Genomic DNA, 24,642 nt, shown 5'->3' with positions numbered 1-24,642 from the left:
CAGCGTGTCAGTGACACCCAAACGCATTGGGTGTTATATGGTCAAGCCTCACGGGCAATTAGTACACGTTAGCTACGCCCATTACTGGACTTCCACACCGTGCCTATCAACGTCGTAGTCTCCGACGGCCCTTCAGGGGACTTAAAGTCCCAGTGAGATCTCATCTTGGGAGGGGCTTCCCGCTTAGATGCTTTCAGCGGTTATCCTGTCCGAACGTGGCTACCCGGCAATGCCATTGGCATGACAACCGGAACACCAGAGGTTCGTCCACTTCGGTCCTCTCGTACTAGAAGCAGCTTCCCTCAAATCTCAAACGCCCACGGCAGATAGGGACCGAACTGTCTCACGACGTTCTGAACCCAGCTCGCGTACCACTTTAAATGGCGAACAGCCATACCCTTGGGACCTGCTTCAGCCCCAGGATGTGATGAGCCGACATCGAGGTGCCAAACACCGCCGTCGATATGAACTCTTGGGCGGTATCAGCCTGTTATCCCCGGCGTACCTTTTATCCGTTGAGCGATGGCCCTTCCATACAGAACCACCGGATCACTAAGACCTACTTTCGTACCTGCTCGACTTGTCCGTCTCGCAGTCAAGCACCCTTATGCCTTTGCACTCATTGCCTGATTTCCGACCAGGCTGAGGGTACCTTCGTGCTCCTCCGTTACTCTTTAGGAGGAGACCGCCCCAGTCAAACTACCCACCAGACACTGTCCCTAACCCGGATAACGGGTCGAGGTTAGAACTCCAAACATACCAGGGTGGTATTTCAAGGTTGGCTCCACGAGAACTGGCGTTCCCGCTTCAAAGCCTCCCACCTATCCTACACAAGTAGGTTCAAAGTCCAGTGTCAAGCTATAGTAAAGGTGCACGGGGTCTTTCCGTCTAGCCGCGGGTACACTGCATCTTCACAGCGATTTCAATTTCACTGAGTCCCAGGTGGAGACAGTGTGGCCATCGTTACGCCATTCGTGCAGGTCGGAACTTACCCGACAAGGAATTTCGCTACCTTAGGACCGTTATAGTTACGGCCGCCGTTTACTGGGGCTTCGATCAAGAGCTTCTCCGAAGATAACCCCATCAATTAACCTTCCAGCACCGGGCAGGCGTCACACCCTATACGTCCACTTTCGTGTTTGCAGAGTGCTATGTTTTTGCTAAACAGTCGCAGCCACCGATTTTTTGCAACCCCCTTCCGCTCCAGTCGCGAGGACCTTCACGTAATGAGGGCATACCTTCTCCCGAAGTTACGGTATCATTTTGCCTAGTTCCTTCACCTGGGTTCTCTCAAGCGCCTTAGAATTTTCATCCCACCCACCTGTGTCGGTTTAGGGTACGGCCACTAGTAACCTGAAGCTTAGAGGTTTTTCCTGGAAGCAGGGCATCTATCACTTCGCTGTTCTTTCGAACCGCTCGTCATCACGTCTCGGCATAAAGCACCCCGGATTTGCCTAAGATGCATGCCTACCTGCTTAAACGGCCACTTCCAACCGACCGCTGATATAGCCTTCTCCGTCACCCCATCGCAGTTACTACTGGTACAGGAATATTAACCTGTTTTCCATCGACTACGCTTTTCAGCCTCGCCTTAGGTGCCGACTAACCCTGCGTCGATTAACGTTGCGCAGGAAACCTTGGGTTTTCGGCGAGGGGGTTTTTCACCCCCTTTATCGTTACTTATGTCAGCATTCGCACTTCCGATACCTCCAGCCGACTTCTCAATCGACCTTCGCAGGCGTACGGAACGCTCCTCTACCACTCACACTTACGTGTAAATCCGTAGCTTCGGTACTATGCTTAGCCCCGGTAAATCTTCCGCGCAGACCGACTCGACCAGTGAGCTATTACGCTTTCTTTAAAGGATGGCTGCTTCTAAGCCAACCTCCTGGCTGTCTGTGCCTTTCCACATCGTTTCCCACTGAGCATAGATTTGGGGACCTTAGCTGACGGTCTGGGCTGTTTCCCTTTTCACGACGGACCTTATCACCCGCCGTGTGTCTCCCGTGCTGGCACTTGCTGGTATTCGGAGTTTGCATCGGGTTGGTAAGTCGGGATGACCCCCTAGCCGAAACAGTGCTCTACCCCCAGCAGTGATACACGAGGCGCTACCTAAATAGCTTTCGAGGAGAACCAGCTATCTCCGAGCTTGATTAGCCTTTCACTCCGATCCACAGCTCATCCCCGTCTTTTTCAACAGACGTGGGTTCGGCCCTCCAGTTAGTATTACCCAACCTTCAGCCTGGCCATGGATAGATCGCCCGGTTTCGGGTCTACACCTTGCGACTAAACGCCCTATTAAGACTCGCTTTCGCTACGCCTCCCCTATTCGGTTAAGCTTGCCACAAAATGTAAGTCGCTGACCCATTATACAAAAGGTACGCAGTCACCCCACGAAGGGGCTCCCACTGCTTGTACGCATACGGTTTCAGGTTCTATTTCACTCCGCTCTCCGCGGTTCTTTTCGCCTTTCCCTCACGGTACTAGTTCACTATCGGTCAGTAAGGAGTATTTAGCCTTGGAGGATGGTCCCCCCATATTCAGTCAAAGTTTCACGTGCTCCGACCTACTCGATTTCACTAGAAAAAGGTTTTCGTGTACGGGGCTATCACCCTGTATCGCCGGACTTTCCAGACCGTTCCACTAACCTTATCCTAGCTTAAGGGCTAGTCCCCGTTCGCTCGCCACTACTTAGGGAATCTCGGTTGATTTCTTTTCCTCCGGGTACTTAGATGTTTCAGTTCTCCGGGTTCGCTTCAGTGAGCTATGTATTCACTCAAAGATGACGCGCTTATGCGCGCCGGGTTTCCCCATTCGGACATCTCTGGATCACAGCCGGTTTGCAGGCTCCCCAAAGCTTTTCGCATGCTACAACGTCCTTCATCGCCTCTTACTGCCTAGGCATTCACCGTATGCGCTTATTCACTTGACCATATAACCCGAATACGTCTGTACTTTGGTTATACTGTCAGCTGACATTTTCGCTGATTTTTCTGCTTGAGAACGACATGCCGTTTGTTTTCTGCCTTTCCCTTTCGAGAACGACGTCATTCAAACCGCAACTCGTTTTAGTGTTGATCATTGCTGATCATTACTATAGTTACAGATTTCCATATTGTTAAAGAGCTATCGGTACGAATACCAATGCTATAAAGTCTTTATCCGCTGCCGCTGATAAAACTGTATAGCGTTGATGTTCACCCACTATTTTTCTTACGTTTGACGAACTGGTTGACCCTCAGCGTTCAGCATGATGGTGGAGCCAGGGAGGATCGAACTCCCGACCTCCTGCGTGCAAGGCAGGCGCTCTCCCAGCTGAGCTATGGCCCCTAAAGCAGACTAAAGACCAAGACTCAAGCCGAAACGTGACTAGACACAGCGCCAGTTATTCTAACCAGGCGTGTGGTCTGATTGTGTTTCGCCTTATTGCTTTCGCCTTTTATGCGTTGGTGGGTCTGGGAGGAGTTGAACCTCCGACCTCACCCTTATCAGGGGTGCGCTCTAACCAACTGAGCTACAGACCCAGGTGCGTCTTTCAATCGAAATAATTTGTTGTGAGTACGTGTAACGGTGTGCCGTCTTTGTAAGGAGGTGATCCAGCCCCAGGTTCCCCTAGGGCTACCTTGTTACGACTTCACCCCAGTCATGAATCACAAAGTGGTAAGCGCCCTCCCGAAGGTTAAACTACCTACTTCTTTTGCAACCCACTCCCATGGTGTGACGGGCGGTGTGTACAAGGCCCGGGAACGTATTCACCGCGGCATTCTGATCCGCGATTACTAGCGATTCCGACTTCACGCAGTCGAGTTGCAGACTGCGATCCGGACTGGGACCGGCTTTTTGGGATTCGCTTACTCTCGCGAGTTCGCAGCCCTCTGTACCGGCCATTGTAGCACGTGTGTAGCCCTACCCATAAGGGCCATGATGACTTGACGTCGTCCCCACCTTCCTCCGGTTTATCACCGGCAGTCTCCCTAGAGTTCCCGGCATGACCCGCTGGCAACTAAGGATAAGGGTTGCGCTCGTTACGGGACTTAACCCAACATTTCACAACACGAGCTGACGACAGCCATGCAGCACCTGTCTCAGAGTTCCCGAAGGCACTCCGCTATCTCTAACAGATTCTCTGGATGTCAAGGGTAGGTAAGGTTCTTCGCGTTGCATCGAATTAAACCACATGCTCCACCGCTTGTGCGGGCCCCCGTCAATTCATTTGAGTTTTAGCCTTGCGGCCGTACTCCCCAGGCGGTCAACTTAATACGTTAGCTCCACTACTAAGTTCTTTAAGAACCCAACAGTTAGTTGACATCGTTTACGGCGTGGACTACCAGGGTATCTAATCCTGTTTGCTACCCACGCTTTCGTACCTCAGCGTCAGTTTTAGTCCAGGGAGCCGCCTTCGCCACTGGTGTTCCTTCAGATCTCTACGCATTTCACCGCTACACCTGAAATTCCACTCCCCTCTACTAAACTCTAGTTGCCCAGTATCAAATGCAGTTCCCAGGTTAAGCCCAGGGCTTTCACATCTGACTTAAACAACCGCCTACGCACGCTTTACGCCCAGTAATTCCGATTAACGCTTGCACCCTCCGTATTACCGCGGCTGCTGGCACGGAGTTAGCCGGTGCTTCTTGTATAGGTAATGTCAGTCTACCGGGTATTAACCGATAGGTATTCCTTCCTATTGAAAGTGCTTTACAACCCTCAGGCCTTCTTCACACACGCGGTATTGCTGGATCAGGCTTTCGCCCATTGTCCAATATTCCCCACTGCTGCCTCCCGTAGGAGTCTGGGCCGTGTCTCAGTCCCAGTGTGGCTGATCATCCTCTCAGACCAGCTACGGATCGTCGCCTTGGTAGGCCTTTACCCCACCAACTAGCTAATCCGACATAGGCTCATCTATTAGCGCCAGGCCCGAAGGTCCCCAGCTTTCCCCCGTAGGGCGTATGCGGTATTAGCGTGAGTTTCCCCACGTTGTCCCCCACTAATAGGCAGATTCCTATGCATTACTCACCCGTCCGCCACTCGTCAGCGCCCGAAGGCCTGCTACCGTTCGACTTGCATGTGTTAAGCATACCGCCAGCGTTCAATCTGAGCCATGATCAAACTCTTCAGTTTAATTTTTAACTGTTACTAAATAAGATTAGCAACCAATCTTGGCTCGACTACAGAACATCTTTTCTTGCGAATTGACGTGGTTTCTGTGTCGACTATTTTTAAACAGCACATAGTCGCTACACATACCCACACAAATTATTTCGATTTCGTTTGTTAAAGAGCCAGAGCATTTCGCCCTATTGAGCCGACATATTCTACAGCGTTTTCAGTGTTTGTCAAATTTATTTTTAAGTCGCTTCAAAAACAGAAACTAAAAAAACAAACCCGTCAATCAACAACTTCAAACCCGCCGAACTAAGTCGACCGCTTCACCGCTAAAACTTAAAAGCCAGAGCAGTGAAGAGCCGCTCATTCTAATCACCCAACATCCCCACGTCAAGAAATTATTTCTATTCGCGCAAACTTTCTTTTCCCTACTTGATAAACATGCCTCGCAGGCGCCGAAATTAAAGCTTTGGGATCCTCCAGTTTTTCACCATCAATCTTTACTGCACCTTGTTTGATCAAACGTAGCGCTTCAGAAGTACTTTCCACTAAACCAGCATTTTTCAATACATTAGCAATCGGCATTCCCTGCTCATCGACCTTTATTTGAACCTCTTCGATAACATCCGGTAAAGCTCCACGCTGAAACCGAGCCTCAAAACTTTCCAGAGCCGTTTTTGCAGCCTGCAACCCATGAAATCTACCAACAATCTCCTGCGCAAGCGCAACTTTGTAATTTCTTGGGTTCTCGCCACTCTCGCACGCAGCCCGCCAACTTTCTATTTCAGTCATTGGCTTAAAGCTCAACAATTTAAAATAACGCCACATGAGCTCGTCAGAAATCGACATGATCTTGCCGAACATCTCGTCAGGCGCGTCCGCAATGCCTATGTAGTTATTAAGTGACTTGGACATTTTCTGCACGCCATCAAGCCCTTCCAAAATCGGCATAGTCAACACGACCTGAGGTTTTTGCCCATAACCTTCCTGCAATTGCCTACCCATCAACAAGTTAAATTTCTGATCCGTACCACCCAGCTCAACATCCGCTTTCATGACCACCGAGTCATAGCCTTGTATTAAGGGGTACAAGAATTCGTGAATTGCAATCGGTTGACCACCCTTATATCGCTTACTGAAATCATCACGCTCCAGCATTCTCGCCACGGTATTTCTTGCCGCCAACTGGATTAGCTCAGCACTGGTCATCGCCCCCATCCATGCCGAATTGAACTTAACCTCAGTTTTATCGGGATCAAGAATTTTGAACACCTGCGCCTGATAGGTTTTCGCGTTTTCCGCCACTTCTTCACGACTCAACGGCTTACGAGTGACGTTTTTGCCAGTCGGATCACCTATCATCGCGGTAAAATCGCCGATCAAAAATTGCACGTTATGCCCGGCATCCTGAAATTGCTTCAGCTTATTAATCAGCACCGTGTGCCCCAGATGCAAATCAGGCGCGGTCGGGTCAAATCCGGCCTTGATTGTTAGCGGCCGATTTTCCTCCAATTTTTTGACCAAATCAGATTCCAGCAAAATTTCTTCAGCGCCGTAACGCAACTGAGCCAAGGTTTCTTGCAACAATTTATTCTCCAATTAGCCTTAAGTTTTGGCCGCGCATTATAAGTGATGGAATTGTAGGGAAGGATAAAAAATGGCCTTTTGTTGGCCTTATGCACCAAAATTCCCTACAATGAAACGCTCGACAAACAATGAAGTGTGATTACTGTGAAGAACAGAATACTCAAGTCGGTGCTTTTAGGCACCTGCACCGTTGTTGCCGCCAGCGCAAGTTACGGATTGATACCGCATAAAGGTTTTGAAGACGCAAAAACCTTGGAGCAAGACAGACTGATCTCGTCCAAGATCAACCAATACACCAAATACGTAGAACCTCCCGAAGCGCAACACCTCAACATCACCGAGGAACTTGAACACACCGTTAAATCCGGCGAGAACCTCTCCAGCATTTTTTCCGCACTCAATTTAAGCCGGGAAGATTTGCATAAAATCATCCACGCCAACCCTACGGGCAAACAATTCGCCGACGTCGAACCAGGTCAAGACGTCGTCGCTACGTTGAACGCTTCAGGCGAACTGGAACAGTTGACTTACAGCAAAAATCCGTTCGAAACATTGATAGCCACGCGGCATGACGACAATTTCGACGTGGAACTACTCAGTAAAAAAGTTGATTACCAAATTGCCAGCGCCAAAGGCTCTATCGATTCCTCACTGTTCGAAGACGGCAAGGAAGCAGGCCTGCCGGAAAAATTAATCCTGAAACTGGCGGACATCTTTGCCTGGGACATTGATTTTGCGCTGAATTTAAGAGATGGCGACCAATTTACCGTCGTCTATGAAAAGCTGTTTGTAGACGGCAAAGAATTCGACACCGGCGATATCCTGTCAGTTGAATTCGTCAACCAGGGCAAAACCTATACCGCCGTGCGCTTCGAAGACAACCAAGGCAACACCGGTTATTACACCCCGGACGGCAACGGCCTGCGCAAAGCCTTTCTGCAAACGCCGATGGATTTTGCCAAAATCAGCTCGCACTTTGATTTGCACCGCAAGCATCCCATCCTGAACACCATCCGCGCTCACAAAGGCGTCGATTATTCCGCAGCCATCGGCACACCAGTTAAAACCACCGGCGACGGCAAAATCGTCTTCCGCGGCGTGAAAAACGGCTACGGCAATGTAGTGGAAATCGAACACGGCCAAAAATACTCAACTTTGTACGCCCACCTGTCCGGTTTCAAATCCGGTCAAAAACTCGGTAGCGCCATCAAACAAGGCGACGTGATCGGTTATGTCGGCAAAACCGGCTTAGCTACCGGCCCGCATTTGCATTATGAATTCCGTATCGGTGGCATGCATGTCAACCCGGTTACCGCCAAAATACCTCACTCCATGCCTATGGACAAAGCCTTATTGGCCAAATTCAAAGCACAAACCCAGCCATTTTTGGCGCAACTGAAACAAGCCAAAGGCGACGCACTGGTTGCTCAAAACTAATACAGTGTCCGAGCTTTATATAGGCTTAATGTCAGGGACCAGCGTCGATGGTATCGATGCTGGTCTTGTGGATTTTAGCAACGGCAAAATACAACTTGTCGCATTCCATTACCAACCATTCCCCCCCGAACTCCGGCAAAAAATTCACAAGCTTAGTCAAGCGAATCAACCTGTTTTATTAACAGATTACGGCTCGCTGGATAGCCAGATCGGTCGTTTATTCGGCGAAACTGTGCTGACTTTATTAAGTAACGCTCAGATCCTAGCGAGCGCAATCAAAGCTGTCGGTAGTCACGGTCAAACCGTTTATCACGCCCCGGAGACTGCCAATGGCTTTTCTCTGCAAATCGGCGATCCGAATCGCATCGCCGAAATCACCGGCATCACCACCGTCGCCGATTTTCGCCGCCGCGACATTGCCGTCGGCGGCCAAGGCGCGCCGCTGGTTCCAGCCTTTCATCAAGCGGTTTTTGGCGACGCAGCACAAGCCAGAGTCATCGTCAATATTGGCGGCATCGCCAACATCACGGTGTTAAACGATAAACCGGTCATCGGCTTCGATACCGGCCCCGGCAATGGCTTAATGGACTGGTGGTGTCAAAAACATTGCAACCAGCCTTATGACCGTAACGGCGATTGGGCAGCAAAGGGCAAAGCCCACCTTGCCTTACTCGCAGCTTTAAGTGACGACGATTACTTCCGGCTAGCGCCACCGAAAAGCACTGGCAAGGAATATTTTTCGCCTGCATGGTTACAGCAAAAGCTCAGCTTATTTCCAGACCTTGAGCCCGAAGATATTCAAGCCACACTCTGTCAATTCAGCGCCGATACTATCGCCGATGCCATTCGCCAATATGCGCCAAATACCTTGCAAACCTTGATTTGCGGCGGCGGAGCACATAACGGCCAATTGATGAAGCTGTTACGGAAAAATTTGGATATGTCTGTAACGTCGACAGCGGAACGGGGAATCGACCCGGACCATGTCGAAGCGATTGCTTTTGCCTGGCTGGCACGGCAAACCCTGAACAATCTGCCGGGAAATCTATGCAGCGTCACGGGCGCAGCTACGCCCGTGGTATTAGGTGGGATTTATCCGGGTAAAAACGGCTTAAGCTGAGAAAGACGAGCCGCAACCGCAGGTAGTGGTCGCATTTGGATTGCGAATCACGAATTGCGCACCAGACAAGTCCTCCTTGTAATCGATTTCGGCACCGCTAAGATACTGAATACTCATCGAATCGATCAGCACTGTCACACCGTCTTTGAGGATTTGCGTATCGTCGTCATTCACCTCTTCGTCAAAGGTAAAACCATACTGAAATCCGGAACAGCCGCCACCGCTGATATAAACTCTGAGCTTAAGATTATCGTTACCCTCTTCCTGAATTAAACCCGCTACTTTTTGCGCTGCACTGTCGGTAAAAACAATAGGATCGGACATATAAAACTCTATAAGCAATTGAAAGATTGAGCGATTATGACTATACCCAGTAATTCAGTCAAGAATTATCCACTATATTTCCCTGGCTAGCGGTTAAAGCCCTAAAGGCGTAGCAACCAGGCAACTATTTGCGCTAAATTTAGCTGAAACTTAAACACACTGCGTTGCTTCGCCGAAAGCCCAAACGTGTCGATAGCTGAAGATTCCAGTTAAAACTGTCCGACAAGGAGACCAACCATGCTTATCACCTTCCTCAGACACGCTACCGCAGAAGTTGGTGGCTTATCGCTGCCCGACTCGGACAGAGCCTTAATCGATAAAGGCGAAAAGCAGGTAAAACGCATCGCTGCATTTTGTTTGGCCAACGGCTTAATTCCGGAATCAATTTATTGCAGCCCGCTGTTACGCGCCCAACAGACCGCAAGGATCCTCAACCAAAGCCTGCCTGGCAGCCCAGCCCCGCAAACCGTTAGTTGGTTGGCAATCGAAACAGCTACACCCACTATACTCACCGAACTTAGCAAACTCGCCCAGCGTGGCATAAGCGACGCATGGCTAGTCGGGCACGAACCGGACTTTTCGACTACCATTTCCCGGCTTCTGGGCACGACTCCCGACAACATTGTTATCAAAAAAGCCTCTCTGACTCGATTGGATACCGATTTTTCGGATCAAGCTTCGGCTAAGTTGCTGTGGAGCATCCCATGCGCATTGATGCACCAAGGTCAAACCTAACCAAACTCAAGCCCATCTAAGCAAAAATTTCTTCGTCCAACAGGTAACAGCCCGGATCCTCGGCCCAAAAATCGCCCGTCATTTGCTGCGCGCGAACCCGCGTATTACCGTTGCAGATGCTTTGATAATGGCATTCACCACAGCGTCCCTTCAGCGGCCGCGGCGACGCTTTCAATCCGGCCATCAACGGATCATTGACGTCCATCCAGATTTCGGAGAAAGGTCGTTTACGCACATTGCCCAAGCCGTAATGCCACCAAAACGTATCTGGATGGACATTACCGAGATTGTCAATATTGGCGACGTTGACGCCGGAGGCATTGCCGCCCCATTGCTGCAATTTCGCCTGAATATGCTCCGCTTGCTCCGGAAAACGGCGTTTGACCCAATGTAGAAAGTATACGGCGTCAGCGTCGTTGTTACCGGTTACCACTTCCCGATGCAGGCCTTGTTGCTCCCAGCTCAGGGATTTTTCAAACATGGCGTCCATCACCTTACGGGTCAATTGAAATTCGGCGTCGTCCTTGCGGTTCTTATTGCCACGACCGCCGTAGTTCAGATGCGACAGGTAGAATTTGTCTATGTCTTCGTCGTCCATCAATTGCAACAGACCTTCGAAATCGTGAGCGTTGTCTTGAGTTAGCGTAAACCTGACGCCGGCTTTGATGTTGTGTTCGCGGCATAAACGTATACCGGCCAACGACGCCTCGAACGAGCCTTGTTTCCGCCGGAATGAGTCATGAGTCTGACCAATGCCGTCCAGACTAACACCAATATATTGATAGTCGATGGCGGCGATTTGCTCGATGTTACTTTCGTCAATCAACGTACCGTTGCTGGACAAAGCCACATAAAACCCCATGTCGCGGGCACGTTGCGAAATCGCAAAAATGTCCGGGTGCAGCAGCGGCTCACCGCCGGACAAGATCAACACCGGCACTTTGAAGGCCTTCAAGTCGTCCATCACCGTGTAAATTTCCGGCGTGCTCAGTTCGCCAGGGAAATTAATGTCGGCGGAGGTGGTGTAGCAGTGCTTGCAGGTCAGATTGCAACGGCGAATCAAATTCCAGATCACCACCGGCCCGGCGGGTTTGCGCGGCGTAGTCAACGGGGTGGGATGCAGCAATTCGCGCATGTATTGGCTCAGTCTGAACATGCACTATCCTCCGATACGCAAACCGGTTTTTTTTAGAATTTTAGTGCTGTACAACACCTCGTGGTTGCGTGCTTGCGCACCCAATAGTTCGGCAATGATAGCCACTTGCTCGCCGGCATCCTGCTCGGTCTTGCCGTGCACCATGGCAAACAGGTTATAGGGCCACTCAGGCAAGTGCCGGGGACGCTGATAGCAATGACTGACAAAAGGCAGCATAGCCACTTTTTGTCCCAGTTCGTCGACATAGTCATCTTCGACATCCCACACTGTCATACCGTTAAAGCGGTAACCCAGTTTGTAATGATTGGGCACCGCAGCAATGCGGCGAACCACCCCGGTCTGTTGCATTTCGGCCAGGTGTAACATCACGGTTTGGGCGGACAAGCCCAATTGCTCGGCAACGGATTGGTAGGGCTCGCTGACCAAAGGCAAACCGGCCTGGGTGGCTTGGATAATTTTCCGGTCTATCTCATCAATGGACATCAGGCTTCCAATTGCAAACCAACATAGTATTCGCTGATCTTTGGCATGTTGAAGACTGGCAGACCAGTTCGACGCTCGATTTCCGCGATGACCTTTGCTACCTGTTCGGGTTGTTCGGTAGCCAGCACAAACCACATGTTCAGTGGATGATTGCGGGCATAGTTATGCGCCACTTCCGGGAAGCTATTGACGATTTCGGTTACTTCATCGAAGCGCGCCTCCGGTACTTTCAGGGCCGCCAAGGTCAAGGCGCCGCCCATTTGTTCGGCATGATACATAGGCCCAAAGCGCGACAAGACGCCTTCGGCCAGCATTTTTTGCAATCTTGAGAGTAACTCGGCTTCCACAAGCCCCAATTCCTCGGCAACTCGTTGATAGGGTGCTGCGCAAATCGGGAAGCCTTGTTGCAGGCGGTTGATAATGGCTTTGTCTATGGCGTCCATGTTTAGGCGAAGTGCATACCAAAAGACTGCTTGTTTTTAATCTCCTCAGTCCTGCTCTCTCCGGCAATAGAGGGAACGGCCCCATTGCCATTGGGGTGAGCATACAGAGCGCCACGCTGTTTAAAACAACGCCGGCTAAACAATACTTCGAATGGATACTCGCATAGGTTGCAGGCATGCCGCAGTTCAGCCCATTGTTCCAACACCACGTCCCGGGTCTTGCCATGAATCATGCAATACAGGTTATACGGCCAGATTTCGCCCTGGCGCGGGCGTTGATAACACAGATTCACACAAGCCTGCTGGCTGATCAAAGCGCCCACCCGAGCCACCCTGTCGTCTGCCACATCCATCACTATCATTGCATTGGCCCGGTAACCCAATTGGCGATGCTTGACCACCACGCCCCACCGCTTGATCAAACCTTGAGTCTTTAAGCGCGCCAAACGCTCAATCACCTCTTGTTCGGTAATCGCCAACTGCCCTGCTATCGCCGCATAGGGCCTCGCCGCAATCGGCAAACCGGTTTGCACGGCGGCAATCAGTTGATAATCGATCGCGTCAATCATGCAGATTTAGCTCAAATCCCAGGTTGATGAAATAGTCGGCCAGCATCGGCAGCAGCATCGCCGGATAGCCGGTTTGAGTTTCGATATCCGCAATCACAGATTTAAGATGAGCCTCACTGTCCGCAATCAATACAAACCACAAATTGAAGCGATTTTCGCGCTCATAGTTGTGATTGACTTCCGGATAAGCACTAACCAATTCGGCGACCCTCGCCAAATCAAATTCCGGCACCGCCATCGCCACCAGCGCGCTATTACCGATGCTATTGGGCGCGATAACCGGACCGATGCGGCTGATCATCTGCTGTTCGGATAAAGTTTGAAACGCATTTAACACCTCATCCTCGCTGACGCCAAGCTGTTCGGCAATGTCGCGGTAGGGGGTCGGGCTCAACGGAAAATCCTGTTGATAGTCGTTGAGCAAGCGTTTGTGCAAGGGTGCCAACATGTTACCAACCTATGCGATTGGCGCGATCAGTGAAGAAAATCCCACTGGGTTTTTGCGCCGGCAGGCGGGCGGTTTCGGCAAAGGTCTCAGTGTCATAAACCATCACCCGGTCCTCGTCGCGCACCGCCAGCCATACCGATTCGCCGCGCGGACTGAATTCCATGTGCAGCACGGCCTTGCCGGGCTGCAGTGTTTTAAGCACATTAAAATCTTTCAAATCGATCACTTGCACGGTTTGATTGTCCGGAAAGGCGAAATTCACCCAAACTTGCCGACCATCCGGCCGCGAGGTAACAAACACGGGCTGGCCAGCCACCGGAATACGCTTGACCAACTCCCATTCGCGGGTGTCGATCACCAACACCTCATGCAATCCCACTGCCGGCACCAGCAACCAGTCGCCGGCCACGGTCCAACCTTCCAGGTGCGGCATCTTATAGACCGGCATTTGTTCATCGTCTTTGCCGTAATCTTCGAGAATATGTTCGACACCTTTTTCCGGCTGCCACAAATCCAGCAAAGCCAAACCTTTTTCACCAAACAATCCAGCGCCATAGTAATGGCCATCCGGCGTCAATAAGGCGTCGTAAGGTTGTTTGCCGATGTCTTTAAATTTTTTCACGACGGGCTGACGCGGATTTTTAGCATCAATCAGCCAAATTTCGTTGCCTTCGAACAGACTGCAAACGAAGCGTTGACCCGGCGCGTCAACCAAACCGACGACTTTGGATAATTTGTTGTCTTCGCCGTAAATAGCTGGGATTTCGGCCAGTTGTTCCAGCGTCACCGCGTCGAACAGCTTAACGCCGCCGGGTGTGTAATTAGAAACCGCAATCACTTTGCCGTCCTGAGAAATCGCCCCGCCGATGCTGTTGCCGGCCTGGATGATGCGTTTATCGATTTTGTCTTGCAGCAAATCGATCTTGGTCAAACCGCCGTCACGGCCGAACACATAGGCGTAGCGCTGATCGCGGGAAAACACTATCGAAGCGTGAGACAAATCGCCCAAGCCTTGGATATGGCTCAACGAGGCGGGCTTCGTGGTATTGACAATCTGTATACTGCCGGTTTCGCGTTCAATCACTACGCCGAGATCGCCGGTGGCTCTGAGCTCCGCATGACCGGGTAGCGCAGACGACAACAGGAAAATCAGGAGACTCCGGGAATAAGAAAGTTTCATAGGGCGCGTGTTATTTAGCGTCGATCATTCAAGAAGTAAATCTGCCCATTAGGCGATTAGGCCTAGCTACTGCGAAAACAGCCTTCAGCGCGTTCTTAGTTGTTGAATCAGCCAAGCAGTTTCATCGACAGTCAAAAAACTCTTCCACGGCGGCATAGCCGTGCCTGCTCGACCGTTTTGAATCGCATCCGCCAACAGAGCGTCGCTTTTGCCAGCCAGCGCTTCCGGCATCAACGACGGTCCCAAGCCGCCTTTCGGCGGCAGGCCATGGCAGGAGCCGCAATCATGCTTGAGCATATTCAACAGCTCCTGCTGCCGTTGCGGATTGGGTTGTTCCGCAACGGCGCAGGTGGATAGCAAACCGATCAACACCCAGCAATAACGCATTGACTAGGGTTTAACGCTGCCGTAATACGCGGCGATGTCGTTGATTTCGGCATCGGTCAGCGAACCGGCGATCGCATTCATAATGTCGGATTTCCGAGTTTTGTCGCGATATTGTTTGATCGCGGTTTTCAAATACTCGGGATCGCGGCCGCCCAACGGTGGAAACGGCGCATCGGCACTGGGCATTCGGATGCCGTGACATTGCGCACACACCGCGCCCGCTTTAGCTTGACCGACATACAAACTGGTAGCCTGTGCGCTACCGGCGGCAAGCAACCCCGCCAGCAACGACACGATAAAATGAGTCATCTTCATTTTGATTGCTCCATTTCGTCGGGCGACAAGCCGCGGGTCATGTATTTAACCCGGCCGCGCGAGAAAATACCTGCGGGGCTTTCCATCGGTACGCTGGCGACTTTTTGCAAGGTGTTGGAATCGTACACCACCACTTCGTCGCCGTTGTAACCGGCACTGATATACAGGAATTTGCCATCGGCGCTATATTCCGGGAAGTAGGCGTGGCCGCCGACATCCAGGGTTCTAGCCACTTCCAGGGTTTTCTTGTCGATCAACTGTACAGTGCGGGCGCGTCTATCCTTGCTGATGATGTCAACCGCCACATAAGGGGCGTTGGCATGCGCAGCGGGCGATTCGGTGCCACCAGAAACCGGTACTTGTTTGACGACTTCCATTTTGTCCAGATCCCAAACGCTGACCACGGTTTTGTCGCAGTCGCCAAAGTTGGTGCCAAAGCCCAAGGTACGGCCATCCACTTTCACCGCCGAACCGCCGCCAACGTGCGGCACGCAGCCGGCCTCCAGTTTTTTGATGATTTCGCGTTTTTCCAGATCGATGGCAGCGACGATGCTGTCGTCGTAAGACGCGATCATCAGTTTTTTGCCGCCGTGAGTCAGGAAGGCGTCATGCAAATGTCGGCCTACGTTCTCGATCCGGGTGACAGGGAAACCTTCTTTGTTTAAATCGATGACCCAAACCTGGCCGGCATTTTCCAATGCAATCGCAAAAACGTCCGCGTATGGAGTACCGATAATCATGCCTGAGTCGGACGAAACGTGTTTACCATCCGGATCGGTGCCTTCCAGTTCGAAGGTTTTCAATGGTTCCAGGGTATCGGCATTCAGAATCACGGCGTTATGCGGTACGAAAGAACCGGCCATAATATATTTACCGTCGCGCGATACGCCCATGCCCGGGCCGTTCCAGCCGGTTTTGATGCTGCGCACCGCTTGCATGGAATACAAATCGACTTTAAAAATCTCGGCAGTATCGGTTTTTACATAAGCCCAGCGCGGGTTGGCCGGGTTGAAATCGATAATATGTGCGGCAGTACCGGTAGGTACTTCGCCGACTTTTTGATGGGTGGAGCTATTAATAAAGATGGCTTTGGAGCCTTCGCCACGACCGTATTTGCCGCGCGCCGCGACACCTATCAAGTTTTCAAATTTATCGTCGATTTGAAAAGTCGGCTTGGCCGGTAATGTACTTTCGTCTTTGACATAGACTTTCAGCGACTTTTTCATATCGTCGATAGTCCAGGCCGGATTAGGTTGTTTGGGTGTTTCTTGCAGGTGTTTAATGACGCCGCGAATTTGGTCGTCATCAAGCTTGCCGTAGAACGGCGGCATCAAAGTATCGAAGCTGCCAGCCATCACAATGGTGCGCAGTGCGGTGGGGCTGCGGCCTTTTAAAGTGGCGGAATTCAGCGCGGGCGCCAGATAACCGCCATGATCTGAACCGTGGCAGCTGGCGCAATTGTCTTGATAGAGCTTATGGAAATCGTCGGATTTCGCCATTGCCAGTCCGGATGACAACAGCATGGCGATGGAACCCGCCAGTAGGGATTTATTGAGTATTTTTATAGTATTTTTCATTTAAAATTCCTGCCACCCGCAAGTTAAAAAAAGAGCCAACTTGGTGCATTAAACCATAAAAGACCAGGACGAACAGCCACCCGATTTAGCATGGTAAAATAACAACTTGTTGACTCCAGGCCGATGTTATAAAGTAAAGTTTCGATTCGCTATCAATTTACCCCTTAAACCATCGCCTTGTCAACTTTGTGGGTCACGATGAGAATGCAATTTATGCAACAAACTGATATTTACGAACTTATTGAGTGCATGACCACCTTGATCCGCTCCGAGGAACGGAAAAAGTGTACGGAACTGGGTTTGCAGCCGGTACACTTCCAAGTGCTCAATTACCTCTCGCGCTGCAATAAATATAGCAACACCCCAGCAGCTGTCGCCAATTATCTGGGCATGACTCGCGGCACCGTTTCGCAATCGCTAATTATTCTCGAGAAAAAGGGCTATATCGGTAAAACGCCGGATGCCAACGACAAGCGCGTGGTGCATTTGCAGTTGCTGGCGGACGGCGCAGCCATACTCAAACAAGCGCGACCGTCTGATTTATTCCACGGCGCCACGGCCATCCTGCAAAGCAGCGATTCACCGCCTTCAGACGCTAATGTGTTTCAGCAAGCCCTTACCGCGCTGCAAAAAGCAAATCAGTCGCAATCATTCGGCGTTTGCAAAACCTGCCGCAATTTCAGCGAAAAAGACGGCGGCTTTTTCTGCCAGCTAACCCAGGAAAAGCTCAGCACAGCCGATAGCGAGCAAATTTGCCAGGAACACAACCCTGTTTAACCGTCCGGCCAATGCACAGATAGACAATATACAAGTCTTGGCTCGGTTTACGCTGCGTCATTCACCGGTTCGATTTGGGAGTTAATATGTCTATACCTCGCATCGCCTTGACGCCCGGCGAACCGGCCGGCGTCGGCCCGGACTTATGCATACAATTGGCGCAGCAGGAACAAGCTTGCCAACTGATTGCTATTGCCGATCCGGAATTATTGCAGCAACGGGCCGAACAACTGGATTTGCCTCTAACAATTCAACTTTTCGACATTGATCACGCTGCCACAAAACAGTCAGCAGGGACCTTAACCGTACTGCCCATCAGCCTAAGCGAACCAGCCGTTTGCGGAAGACTCAATCCCATCAATAGCCGATACGTTCTGGAAACCATCCGCCAAGCCACCTTGGGCTGCATGAGCGGTGCATTTGCCGCAATGGTGACCGGCCCGGTCCACAAAGGCGTGATCAACGACGCAAACATTCCCTTCAGCGGCCACACCGAATTTATCGCCGAACTGACCAGCGGCACCCCAGTCATGATGCTGGCGACACCCGGCCTGCGCGTCGCTTTGGCGACCACGCATCTGCCGCTGTCAGAAGTAAGCGCCGCCATCACCTCGGACGCATTGGCGACCGTTATCCGGTTGCTGGACCGCGACCTGCGCCAACGCTTCAACATTACCGACCCGAAAATTTTGGTCTGCGGCCTTAATCCGCACGCGGGCGAAAGCGGCCATCTCGGCCGGGAAGAAATCGAGATTATCGAGCCGACGTTGGAGCGCCTGCGTTGCGAAGGCATTCACCTATACGGCCCGCTACCCGCCGACACCCTGTTTACACCCAAATACCTGGAAACCGCCGACGCCGTGTTAGCGATGTATCACGATCAAGGTCTACCGGTATTGAAATACAAAGGCTTCGGCCAGGCCGTGAATATCACGCTGGGTTTACCTATCGTCCGCACTTCGGTCGACCACGGCACAGCCCTGGAACTGGCCGGCACCGGCAAAGCCAATCTCGGCAGTTTGCGATTTGCGTTGCAGACTGCGCTGGATATGATTCCCCACTTATAAAATTAAAAATGACCCACACCGCCCGCAAACGTTTCGGCCAGAATTTTCTGCACGATCACAGCATCATCTACAACATCCTGGCCAGCGCCCATCCCGTCGCCGGTGAGCATTGGGTGGAAATCGGCCCCGGCCTGGGTGCGCTGACCCAGCCTTTGCTGGAATCGGGCACTAAACTCGATGTGGTCGAGCTGGACCGCGATTTGGTGAGCCGTCTGCAAAAACAGTTTGCCGGCCACATCAATTTAACCGTGCATAGCGCCGACGCTTTGAAGTTCGATTTTGCCGCGCTGGCACAAACCGGCGAGAAACTGCGCATCATCGGCAACCTGCCTTACAACATTTCCACACCACTAATGTTTCACCTACTGGAATCCACCGATTGCGTGGAAGATATGCTATTCATGCTGCAAAAAGAAGTGGTGGACCGCATTTGCGCCGAGCCCGGCAGCAAGGCATACGGCCGGTTGAGCGTGATGATGCAGTATTACTGTGAAACGGAATTGCTGTTCGACGTGCCACCGGAAAGTTTCGATCCAATTCCGCAAGTTATGTCGGCCATCGTCCGCCTGACCCCACACAGCCAACCGCCGGTCGACATTCCAGACCTAAAAAGCTTTAGCCAATTGGTGACCCAGGCTTTTTCGCAGCGCCGAAAAACCATCCGCAATTCGCTGAAAAACTTCATCTCCGAGCAGCAGATTATCGAGCTTGGCATCGACGCCAATTTACGTGCGGAGTCGATTAGCCTGGCCGAGTTCGCCCTGCTCAGCACTCACAGCCAAGCAAGCACCGCCAGTTAAGTTCGCAACTCCTCGCGCCGCCAGTTCAACAAGATTTGACGGCATTTACAGGACAAGTGCGATAAAATGCAGGATTTTTCCGCCAGGCTCACGAACTGATGCGCTTGAGCCGGCTCTCTTTATATAAGGCAACCAACCTGATTCATACACTGGAGTGATTGATATGCGCATTATCCTGTTAGGCAGCCCCGGCTCGGGCAAAGGCACCCAAGCCCAGTTCATCACGGAGAAGTTCGCGATTCCGCAAATTTCCACCGGCGACATGCTGCGCGCCGCCGTCCGCGAAGGCACCCCGCTGGGTATTGAAGCCAAAAAAATCATGGATGCCGGCGGCCTGGTTTCCGATGACATCATCTTGGGTTTGATTAAAGACCGCATCACTCAGGACGATTGCAAAAACGGCTTTTTGCTCGATGGATTTCCGCGCACGATTGCGCAAGCGGAAGGTCTGGCAAAAATGGGCGTAGAACTGGATTACGTCGTGGAAATTGCCGTCGATGACGAAGAGATCATCAAACGCATGAGCGGCAGGCGCGTACATATGGCCTCGGGCCGTACCTATCACGTGGTGTTCAATCCACCGAAACAGGAAGGCTTGGACGATGTTACAAACGAGCCTTTGATCCAACGCGACGACGATAAAGAAGAAACCGTTCGCAAGCGCTTAAGCGTGTATCACGAGCAAACCAAACCGCTGGTCGGCTTTTATTCCGCGCCCGGTCAAAACGTCAAATTCGCGTCGATTGCTGGTGTCGGTTCGGTGAGCGAAATCACCGACAAAGTGTTAGCGGTGTTGGCATAAAAACTTCGTAGGGTACGCAACACGTACCTTTTAGCTTTCGGTACGCGATACCCCAAGGGGCATAAATGCGTACACCACCTAAAAAGAGAAATCCAAATGGCAGGTAAAACCTTATACGACAAACTCTGGGACGACCACGTCGTCCATACCGAAGACGACGGCTCGTGCCTGATCTATATCGACCGGCAGTTGCTGCACGAAGTGACTTCACCGCAAGCTTTCGACGGCATGCGCATGTCCGGCCGCCAACCGTGGCGGGTCGCCCGCAATCTGGCCGTCGCCGACCATAACGTGCCGACCTCCGGCCGCGCGCAAGGCATCGCCGACCCGGTTTCCCGTCTGCAAGTGCAAACCCTGGAAAACAACTGCGCCGAGTTCGGCATCACCGAATTCGACATGGCCGACATCCGCCAAGGCATCGTGCACGTGGTCGGCCCGGAACAAGGCGCCACGCTGCCCGGCATGACCGTGGTCTGCGGCGACTCGCATACATCTACTCACGGCGCCTCGGCCGCGCTGGCCTTCGGTATCGGCACCTCGGAAGTGGAGCACGCACTGGCCACGCAAACGCTGGTGCAGAAAAAAGCTAAAAACATGCTGATTAAAGTCAACGGCAAAACCGGTCCGGGCGTCACCGCCAAAGACATCGTATTGGCGATCATCGGACAGATCGGCACCGCCGGCGGCACCGGTTACACCATCGAATTCGGTGGTGACGCGATTCGCGCGCTGAGCATGGAAGGCCGCATGACGGTCTGCAATATGGCTATCGAAGCCGGTGCCCGTGCCGGTTTGATTGGTTGCGACGAGAAAACCATCGAGTTTTACCAAGGCCGGCCCTATTCACCCAAAGGCGAGGACTGGAATATGGCGGTCCGTTACTGGGAAAAACTGCATTCCGACGCCGACGCCAAATTCGACAAAGTCATCGAATTCGACGCCGCCGCGATCAAACCGCAAGTCAGCTGGGGCACGTCGCCGGAAATGGTGTTGCCAGTCGATGCATCCATCCCCGATCCTGTTCAGGAAGCCGATCCGGTCAAGAAGCAAAGCATCGAACGCGCCCTGCAATACATGGGTTTAACAGCCGGCCAAAAAATCACCGACATCAAGCTGGATAAGGTGTTTATCGGTTCCTGCACCAACTCGCGCATCGAAGATTTGCGCGCCGCGGCTGCGGCGATCAAAGGCCGCAAAAAAGCTGCGTCGGTCAAACAAGTGTTGGTAGTGCCCGGCTCGGGTTTGATCAAACAACAAGCCGAAGCGGAAGGCCTGGACAAAATCTTCACCGCCGCCGACTTTGAGTGGCGCGAACCGGGTTGCTCGATGTGTCTAGCGATGAACGCCGACCGTCTGGATGCCGGCGAGCATTGCGCTTCGACCTCGAATCGTAATTTTGAAGGCCGTCAGGGTTACGGCGGCCGTACCCACTTGGTGAGTCCCGCCATGGCTGCCGCGGCTGCGATTGCCGGCCACTTTGTCAACGTCGCCGAGGAGGCTTAAATCATGCAGGCTTTTACCACTTTAACCGCCCTGGTGGTGCCGATGGACCGCGCCAATATCGACACCGACGCGATCATCCCCAAACAATTCTTGAAATCGATCCGTCGCGCCGGCTTCGGTCCGTATTTGTTCGACGAATGGCGTTATTTGGATCATGGCGAACCGGAAATGGATTGCACCAACCGACCGTTGAACAAGGATTTTGTTTTGAACCAACCGCAATACAAAGGGGCGCAGATTCTGCTGACCCGGGAAAACTTCGGTTGCGGTTCATCGCGCGAACACGCACCGTGGGCACTGGAAGACTACGGATTCCGCGTGATCATCGCGCCGAGCTTTGCCGACATTTTCTTCAACAACTGTTTTAAAAACGGCATTCTGCCGATTGTGTTGCCGGCGGAAACCGTGGACCTGTTGTTCAAGGAAGTTGTCGACGGTTACCAATTGACGGTCGATCTGCAAAGCCAAACCATTACCACACCAAGCGGACAAAACATTGCCTTTACTGTCGATGAAAACCGCCGCTACCGCTTGCTGAACGGCCTGGACGACATCGCACTTACCCTGCAACATGCCGACAAAATCAAGAGTTACGAAGCCGAGCGCGCCAAACGCGCACCGTGGTTGTTCAAAGACGCATAAGCGCCACTGAAAGGTAAAAAAATGCCCAAAAAAATAGCAGTCCTGGCCGGCGACGGCATCGGACCGGAAATTGTCGCCGAAGCGATCAAGGTCATGAGCTTTCTAAATACCGACATGAATCTCGGGTTGGTATTCGAAAACGCCTTGATTGGCGGTGCGGCTTATGACGCTTTCGGCACTCCCCTGCCGCAAACCACGCTGAATCTGTGCAAAAACGCTGATGCGGTGCTGCTGGGTGCGGTCGGCGGCCCTAAGTGGGAGCCGCTGGCCCATGCGGTACGTCCGGAACGCGGCTTATTGGGCATTCGCTCCGAGCTAAATCTGTTCTCTAACCTGCGTCCGGCGATTTTGTATCCGCAATTGGTCGACGCATCGACCTTGAAACCGGAAGTGGTGTCGGGCCTGGACCTCATGATCGTCCGCGAATTGACCGGCGGCATTTATTTCGGCCAGCCGCGCGGTGTGCATGTCGCCGAAAACGGCGAGAAAGTCGGCATCAATACCAAGATTTATAGCGAATCAGAAATCCGCCGCATCGCCCATTCCGCATTCAAGATTGCGCAAAAACGTCACAAAAAACTGTGCTCGGTCGATAAAGCCAATGTACTGGAAGTGACCGAACTATGGCGCAGCGTGATGACCGAAGTGGGTAAGGACTATCCGGACGTACAACTGAGTCATTTGTATGTCGATAATGCTGCGATGCAACTGGTACGGGCGCCGAAACAATTTGATGTGATCGTCACCAGTAATATGTTCGGCGACATTCTGTCCGACATCGCCGCAATGCTGACCGGCTCCATCGGCATGCTGCCGTCGGCTTCCCTGGATGCCAATGCCAAGGGCATGTATGAACCGATTCACGGTTCCGCGCCGGACATCGCCGGCCAGGGTATCGCCAATCCATTGGCGACCATTTTGTCGGTGGCGATGATGCTGCGTTATACATTTAACCAGCCGGAAGCCGCCGAGCGTATCGAACGCGCGGTGAACAGCGCATTGGATAGTAAAGTCAGAACCGCGGACATTTATTCGGAAGGCATGACCAAAGTCAGCACTTCCGGCATGGGCGATGCTGTTCTTAACGCCTTAAAAGGATAAGCAATATGTCTAAAACTTATGATGTAGCAGTCGTCGGCGCCACTGGCGCGGTCGGCGAAACCATGATTTCCATTTTGGAAGAACGCAATTTTCCGGTGGGCAAAGTCTATGCCTTAGCCAGCGAGCGCTCGGCCGGCAAACGTATCCCGTTTAAAGACGGCTCGTTGGTGGTGGAAGATTTGGCGACCTTCGATTTCTCGAAAGTGCAGATCGGCTTATTTTCTCCCGGCGCGTCAGTGTCTGCGGAGTATGCGCCCAAAGCCGCCGCGGCCGGCTGTGTGGTGATCGACAACACCTCGCAATTTCGCTACGACGACGACATTCCGCTGGTGGTGCCGGAAGTCAATCCGGAAAAAGTTGCCGACTACAAAAATCGCGGCATTATCGCCAACCCCAATTGCTCGACCATCCAGATGTTGGTGGCCCTGAAGCCTATCTACGATGCGGCAGGTATCAGCCGCATCAACGTTGCCACCTATCAAGCAGTGTCCGGCACCGGCAAGGAAGCGATTGAAGAATTGGCCACGCAAACTGCGAATTTGTTAAATGCCAAGCCGGTCGAGCCCAGCGTGTATCCAAAGCAAATTGCTTTCAACGTGTTGCCGCAAATCGATGTATTCATGGATAACGGCTACACCAAGGAAGAGATGAAAATGGTCTGGGAAACTCGAAAAATCCTCGGTGATGCCGATATTCTGGTCAACCCCACAGCGGTGCGGGTGCCTGTGTTTTTTGGACATTCGGAAGCCGTGCATATTGAGACTAAAACCAAGATTTCCGCTGAGCAGGTTCGCGAGCTGTTGGCGTCTGCCCCCGGGGTAACGTTGTTGGACGAACGTGAGAACGGCGGTTATCCAACGGCGGTGACGGAATCATCCGGCAACGACGATGTATTTGTCGGCAGAATCCGCGAAGATATTTCCCATCCGACTGGTATAGATCTATGGGTAGTGAGTGATAACGTCAGAAAAGGTGCTGCGCTTAACAGTGTGCAAATAGCCGAAGTGCTGGTAAAAAGCTACATCTAGTCTACGCTTAGCTCTGTGTTTTATAGTGGGTCAGTAAGTACCGAGGTATTACAAGTGA

22 protein-coding genes, 2 tRNA genes and 2 rRNA genes are annotated in these 24,642 nt (G+C 52.1%); 11 read left to right on the top strand and 15 right to left on the bottom strand.

Annotated features, from left to right (window positions below; all coding sequences use genetic code 11):
* Positions 1–37: 37 nt before the first annotated feature.
* The 5 genes from ACWAU0_RS11480 to tyrS form a co-directional block, all read right to left on the bottom strand.
* A 23S ribosomal RNA gene (locus tag ACWAU0_RS11480) occupies positions 38–2,932 on the bottom strand.
* 322 nt (positions 2,933–3,254) lie between these two features.
* Positions 3,255–3,330, bottom strand: a tRNA-Ala gene (locus ACWAU0_RS11475).
* A 117-nt stretch (positions 3,331–3,447) separates the two neighbouring features.
* Positions 3,448–3,524 (bottom strand) — tRNA-Ile (locus tag ACWAU0_RS11470).
* A gap of 60 nt (positions 3,525–3,584) precedes the next feature.
* A 16S ribosomal RNA gene (locus ACWAU0_RS11465) occupies positions 3,585–5,118 on the bottom strand.
* The 16S and 23S rRNA genes sit together here with 2 tRNA genes alongside, the layout of an rRNA operon.
* Positions 5,119–5,493: 375 nt before the next feature.
* Entirely contained in the window at positions 5,494–6,687 is a 1,194-nt protein-coding gene (gene tyrS / locus ACWAU0_RS11460; protein WP_458139225.1) for a tyrosine--tRNA ligase, read from the bottom strand.
* Between the two features lie 147 nt (positions 6,688–6,834).
* On the opposite strand from tyrS, the gene ACWAU0_RS11455 reads away from it, so the two are divergent.
* On the top strand, positions 6,835–8,127 hold the full coding sequence (locus ACWAU0_RS11455; protein WP_458136730.1) for a peptidoglycan DD-metalloendopeptidase family protein: 1,293 nt from the start codon (positions 6,835–6,837) through the stop codon (positions 8,125–8,127).
* A 4-nt stretch (positions 8,128–8,131) separates the two neighbouring features.
* Complete coding sequence (locus tag ACWAU0_RS11450) at positions 8,132–9,247, top strand: anhydro-N-acetylmuramic acid kinase (RefSeq protein ID WP_458139224.1); 1,116 nt, start codon at positions 8,132–8,134, stop codon at positions 9,245–9,247.
* Here the strand turns inward: ACWAU0_RS11450 and erpA are convergent.
* On the bottom strand, positions 9,239–9,571 hold the full coding sequence (gene erpA / locus ACWAU0_RS11445) for an iron-sulfur cluster insertion protein ErpA (protein WP_033159303.1): 333 nt from the start codon (positions 9,569–9,571) through the stop codon (positions 9,239–9,241). The genes ACWAU0_RS11450 and erpA overlap by 9 nt on opposite strands.
* Before the next feature lie 237 nt (positions 9,572–9,808).
* On the opposite strand from erpA, the gene sixA reads away from it, so the two are divergent.
* Positions 9,809–10,306, top strand: coding sequence for a phosphohistidine phosphatase SixA (sixA, locus tag ACWAU0_RS11440; RefSeq protein WP_458136729.1), 498 nt, complete (start codon positions 9,809–9,811; stop codon positions 10,304–10,306).
* 16 nt (positions 10,307–10,322) lie between these two features.
* Here sixA and nirJ read toward each other — a convergent pair whose 3' ends face one another.
* From nirJ to ACWAU0_RS11395, 9 genes are all read right to left on the bottom strand, one after another.
* A complete protein-coding gene (gene nirJ, locus ACWAU0_RS11435) occupies positions 10,323–11,462 on the bottom strand; it encodes a heme d1 biosynthesis radical SAM protein NirJ (RefSeq protein WP_458136728.1) in 1,140 nt (379 codons plus the stop codon).
* Between the two features lie 3 nt (positions 11,463–11,465).
* Positions 11,466–11,945 (bottom strand): siroheme decarboxylase subunit beta, encoded by a 480-nt coding sequence (gene ahbB / locus ACWAU0_RS11430; RefSeq protein WP_458136727.1) that lies wholly within the window; start codon positions 11,943–11,945, stop codon positions 11,466–11,468.
* Positions 11,945–12,388: an Lrp/AsnC family transcriptional regulator gene (locus ACWAU0_RS11425; RefSeq protein ID WP_458136726.1), complete on the bottom strand. Its 444-nt coding sequence runs from the start codon at positions 12,386–12,388 to the stop codon at positions 11,945–11,947. Before ACWAU0_RS11425 ends, ahbB (ACWAU0_RS11430) begins: the two co-directional genes overlap by 1 nt.
* 2 nt (positions 12,389–12,390) lie before the next feature.
* On the bottom strand, positions 12,391–12,957 hold the full coding sequence (ahbB, locus tag ACWAU0_RS11420) for a siroheme decarboxylase subunit beta (protein WP_445368017.1): 567 nt from the start codon (positions 12,955–12,957) through the stop codon (positions 12,391–12,393).
* Positions 12,950–13,405: an Lrp/AsnC family transcriptional regulator gene (locus ACWAU0_RS11415; protein ID WP_171697647.1), complete on the bottom strand. Its 456-nt coding sequence runs from the start codon at positions 13,403–13,405 to the stop codon at positions 12,950–12,952. The genes ahbB (ACWAU0_RS11420) and ACWAU0_RS11415 overlap by 8 nt, the downstream gene beginning before the upstream one ends.
* Before the next feature lies 1 nt (position 13,406).
* Positions 13,407–14,585, bottom strand: coding sequence for a cytochrome D1 domain-containing protein (locus tag ACWAU0_RS11410; protein ID WP_458139182.1), 1,179 nt, complete (start codon positions 14,583–14,585; stop codon positions 13,407–13,409).
* 84 nt (positions 14,586–14,669) lie between these two features.
* A complete protein-coding gene (locus ACWAU0_RS11405) occupies positions 14,670–14,972 on the bottom strand; it encodes a c-type cytochrome (RefSeq protein ID WP_458139181.1) in 303 nt (100 codons plus the stop codon).
* Between the two features lie 3 nt (positions 14,973–14,975).
* Positions 14,976–15,287 (bottom strand): c-type cytochrome, encoded by a 312-nt coding sequence (locus ACWAU0_RS11400; RefSeq protein ID WP_033159293.1) that lies wholly within the window; start codon positions 15,285–15,287, stop codon positions 14,976–14,978.
* On the bottom strand, positions 15,284–16,864 hold the full coding sequence (locus tag ACWAU0_RS11395) for a cytochrome D1 domain-containing protein (RefSeq protein ID WP_458139180.1): 1,581 nt from the start codon (positions 16,862–16,864) through the stop codon (positions 15,284–15,286). Before ACWAU0_RS11395 ends, ACWAU0_RS11400 begins: the two co-directional genes overlap by 4 nt.
* 204 nt (positions 16,865–17,068) lie before the next feature.
* Between ACWAU0_RS11395 and ACWAU0_RS11390 the strand changes: the two genes are divergently transcribed.
* From ACWAU0_RS11390 to ACWAU0_RS11355, 8 genes are all read left to right on the top strand, one after another.
* Positions 17,069–17,641: a MarR family winged helix-turn-helix transcriptional regulator gene (locus ACWAU0_RS11390; RefSeq protein ID WP_253734776.1), complete on the top strand. Its 573-nt coding sequence runs from the start codon at positions 17,069–17,071 to the stop codon at positions 17,639–17,641.
* Between the two features lie 86 nt (positions 17,642–17,727).
* On the top strand, positions 17,728–18,708 hold the full coding sequence (gene pdxA, locus ACWAU0_RS11385; RefSeq protein ID WP_458139179.1) for a 4-hydroxythreonine-4-phosphate dehydrogenase PdxA: 981 nt from the start codon (positions 17,728–17,730) through the stop codon (positions 18,706–18,708).
* Between the two features lie 8 nt (positions 18,709–18,716).
* A complete protein-coding gene (gene rsmA / locus ACWAU0_RS11380; RefSeq protein WP_445368010.1) occupies positions 18,717–19,508 on the top strand; it encodes a 16S rRNA (adenine(1518)-N(6)/adenine(1519)-N(6))-dimethyltransferase RsmA in 792 nt (263 codons plus the stop codon).
* 163 nt (positions 19,509–19,671) lie between these two features.
* The gene (adk, locus tag ACWAU0_RS11375) at positions 19,672–20,310 is read left to right on the top strand and encodes an adenylate kinase (RefSeq protein ID WP_319963125.1); all 639 of its coding nucleotides are present in this window, start codon (positions 19,672–19,674) and stop codon (positions 20,308–20,310) included.
* Between the two features lie 96 nt (positions 20,311–20,406).
* On the top strand, positions 20,407–21,813 hold the full coding sequence (gene leuC, locus ACWAU0_RS11370) for a 3-isopropylmalate dehydratase large subunit (protein WP_033159289.1): 1,407 nt from the start codon (positions 20,407–20,409) through the stop codon (positions 21,811–21,813).
* 3 nt (positions 21,814–21,816) lie between these two features.
* Entirely contained in the window at positions 21,817–22,455 is a 639-nt protein-coding gene (leuD, locus tag ACWAU0_RS11365; protein WP_171697639.1) for a 3-isopropylmalate dehydratase small subunit, read from the top strand.
* 21 nt (positions 22,456–22,476) lie between these two features.
* On the top strand, positions 22,477–23,556 hold the full coding sequence (gene leuB / locus ACWAU0_RS11360; RefSeq protein WP_458139178.1) for a 3-isopropylmalate dehydrogenase: 1,080 nt from the start codon (positions 22,477–22,479) through the stop codon (positions 23,554–23,556).
* 5 nt (positions 23,557–23,561) lie between these two features.
* On the top strand, positions 23,562–24,584 hold the full coding sequence (locus ACWAU0_RS11355) for an aspartate-semialdehyde dehydrogenase (protein ID WP_033159286.1): 1,023 nt from the start codon (positions 23,562–23,564) through the stop codon (positions 24,582–24,584).
* Positions 24,585–24,642: the final 58 nt, after the last annotated feature.

It is taken from the genome of Methylomonas sp. Uni0009 (assembly GCF_054188105.3).
Note: the sequence above shows the minus strand (reverse complement) of the source record. Positions and strands in the feature narration are given on the sequence as shown.

Bases quoted from the DNA above. Each gene is read 5' to 3' on its own strand.
- nirJ (WP_458136728.1), bottom strand. From the start codon at position 11,462: ATGTTCAGACTGAGCCAATACATGCGCGAATTGCTGCATCCCACCCCG.
- ACWAU0_RS11425 (WP_458136726.1), bottom strand. From the start codon at position 12,388: ATGGACGCCATAGACAAAGCCATTATCAACCGCCTGCAACAAGGCTTC.
- leuD (WP_171697639.1), top strand. From the start codon at position 21,817: ATGCAGGCTTTTACCACTTTAACCGCCCTGGTGGTGCCGATGGACCGC.
- rsmA (WP_445368010.1), top strand. From the start codon at position 18,717: ATGACCCACACCGCCCGCAAACGTTTCGGCCAGAATTTTCTGCACGAT.
- ahbB (WP_445368017.1), bottom strand. From the start codon at position 12,957: ATGATTGACGCGATCGATTATCAACTGATTGCCGCCGTGCAAACCGGT.
- erpA (WP_033159303.1), bottom strand. From the start codon at position 9,571: ATGTCCGATCCTATTGTTTTTACCGACAGTGCAGCGCAAAAAGTAGCG.
- sixA (WP_458136729.1), top strand. From the start codon at position 9,809: ATGCTTATCACCTTCCTCAGACACGCTACCGCAGAAGTTGGTGGCTTA.
- ACWAU0_RS11355 (WP_033159286.1), top strand. From the start codon at position 23,562: ATGTCTAAAACTTATGATGTAGCAGTCGTCGGCGCCACTGGCGCGGTC.
- leuB (WP_458139178.1), top strand. From the start codon at position 22,477: ATGCCCAAAAAAATAGCAGTCCTGGCCGGCGACGGCATCGGACCGGAA.
- pdxA (WP_458139179.1), top strand. From the start codon at position 17,728: ATGTCTATACCTCGCATCGCCTTGACGCCCGGCGAACCGGCCGGCGTC.
- leuC (WP_033159289.1), top strand. From the start codon at position 20,407: ATGGCAGGTAAAACCTTATACGACAAACTCTGGGACGACCACGTCGTC.
- ACWAU0_RS11405 (WP_458139181.1), bottom strand. From the start codon at position 14,972: ATGCGTTATTGCTGGGTGTTGATCGGTTTGCTATCCACCTGCGCCGTT.
- ACWAU0_RS11415 (WP_171697647.1), bottom strand. From the start codon at position 13,405: ATGTTGGCACCCTTGCACAAACGCTTGCTCAACGACTATCAACAGGAT.
- ACWAU0_RS11395 (WP_458139180.1), bottom strand. From the start codon at position 16,864: ATGAAAAATACTATAAAAATACTCAATAAATCCCTACTGGCGGGTTCC.
- ACWAU0_RS11410 (WP_458139182.1), bottom strand. From the start codon at position 14,585: ATGAAACTTTCTTATTCCCGGAGTCTCCTGATTTTCCTGTTGTCGTCT.
- ahbB (WP_458136727.1), bottom strand. From the start codon at position 11,945: ATGTCCATTGATGAGATAGACCGGAAAATTATCCAAGCCACCCAGGCC.
- ACWAU0_RS11400 (WP_033159293.1), bottom strand. From the start codon at position 15,287: ATGAAGATGACTCATTTTATCGTGTCGTTGCTGGCGGGGTTGCTTGCC.
- ACWAU0_RS11390 (WP_253734776.1), top strand. From the start codon at position 17,069: ATGCAATTTATGCAACAAACTGATATTTACGAACTTATTGAGTGCATG.
- adk (WP_319963125.1), top strand. From the start codon at position 19,672: ATGCGCATTATCCTGTTAGGCAGCCCCGGCTCGGGCAAAGGCACCCAA.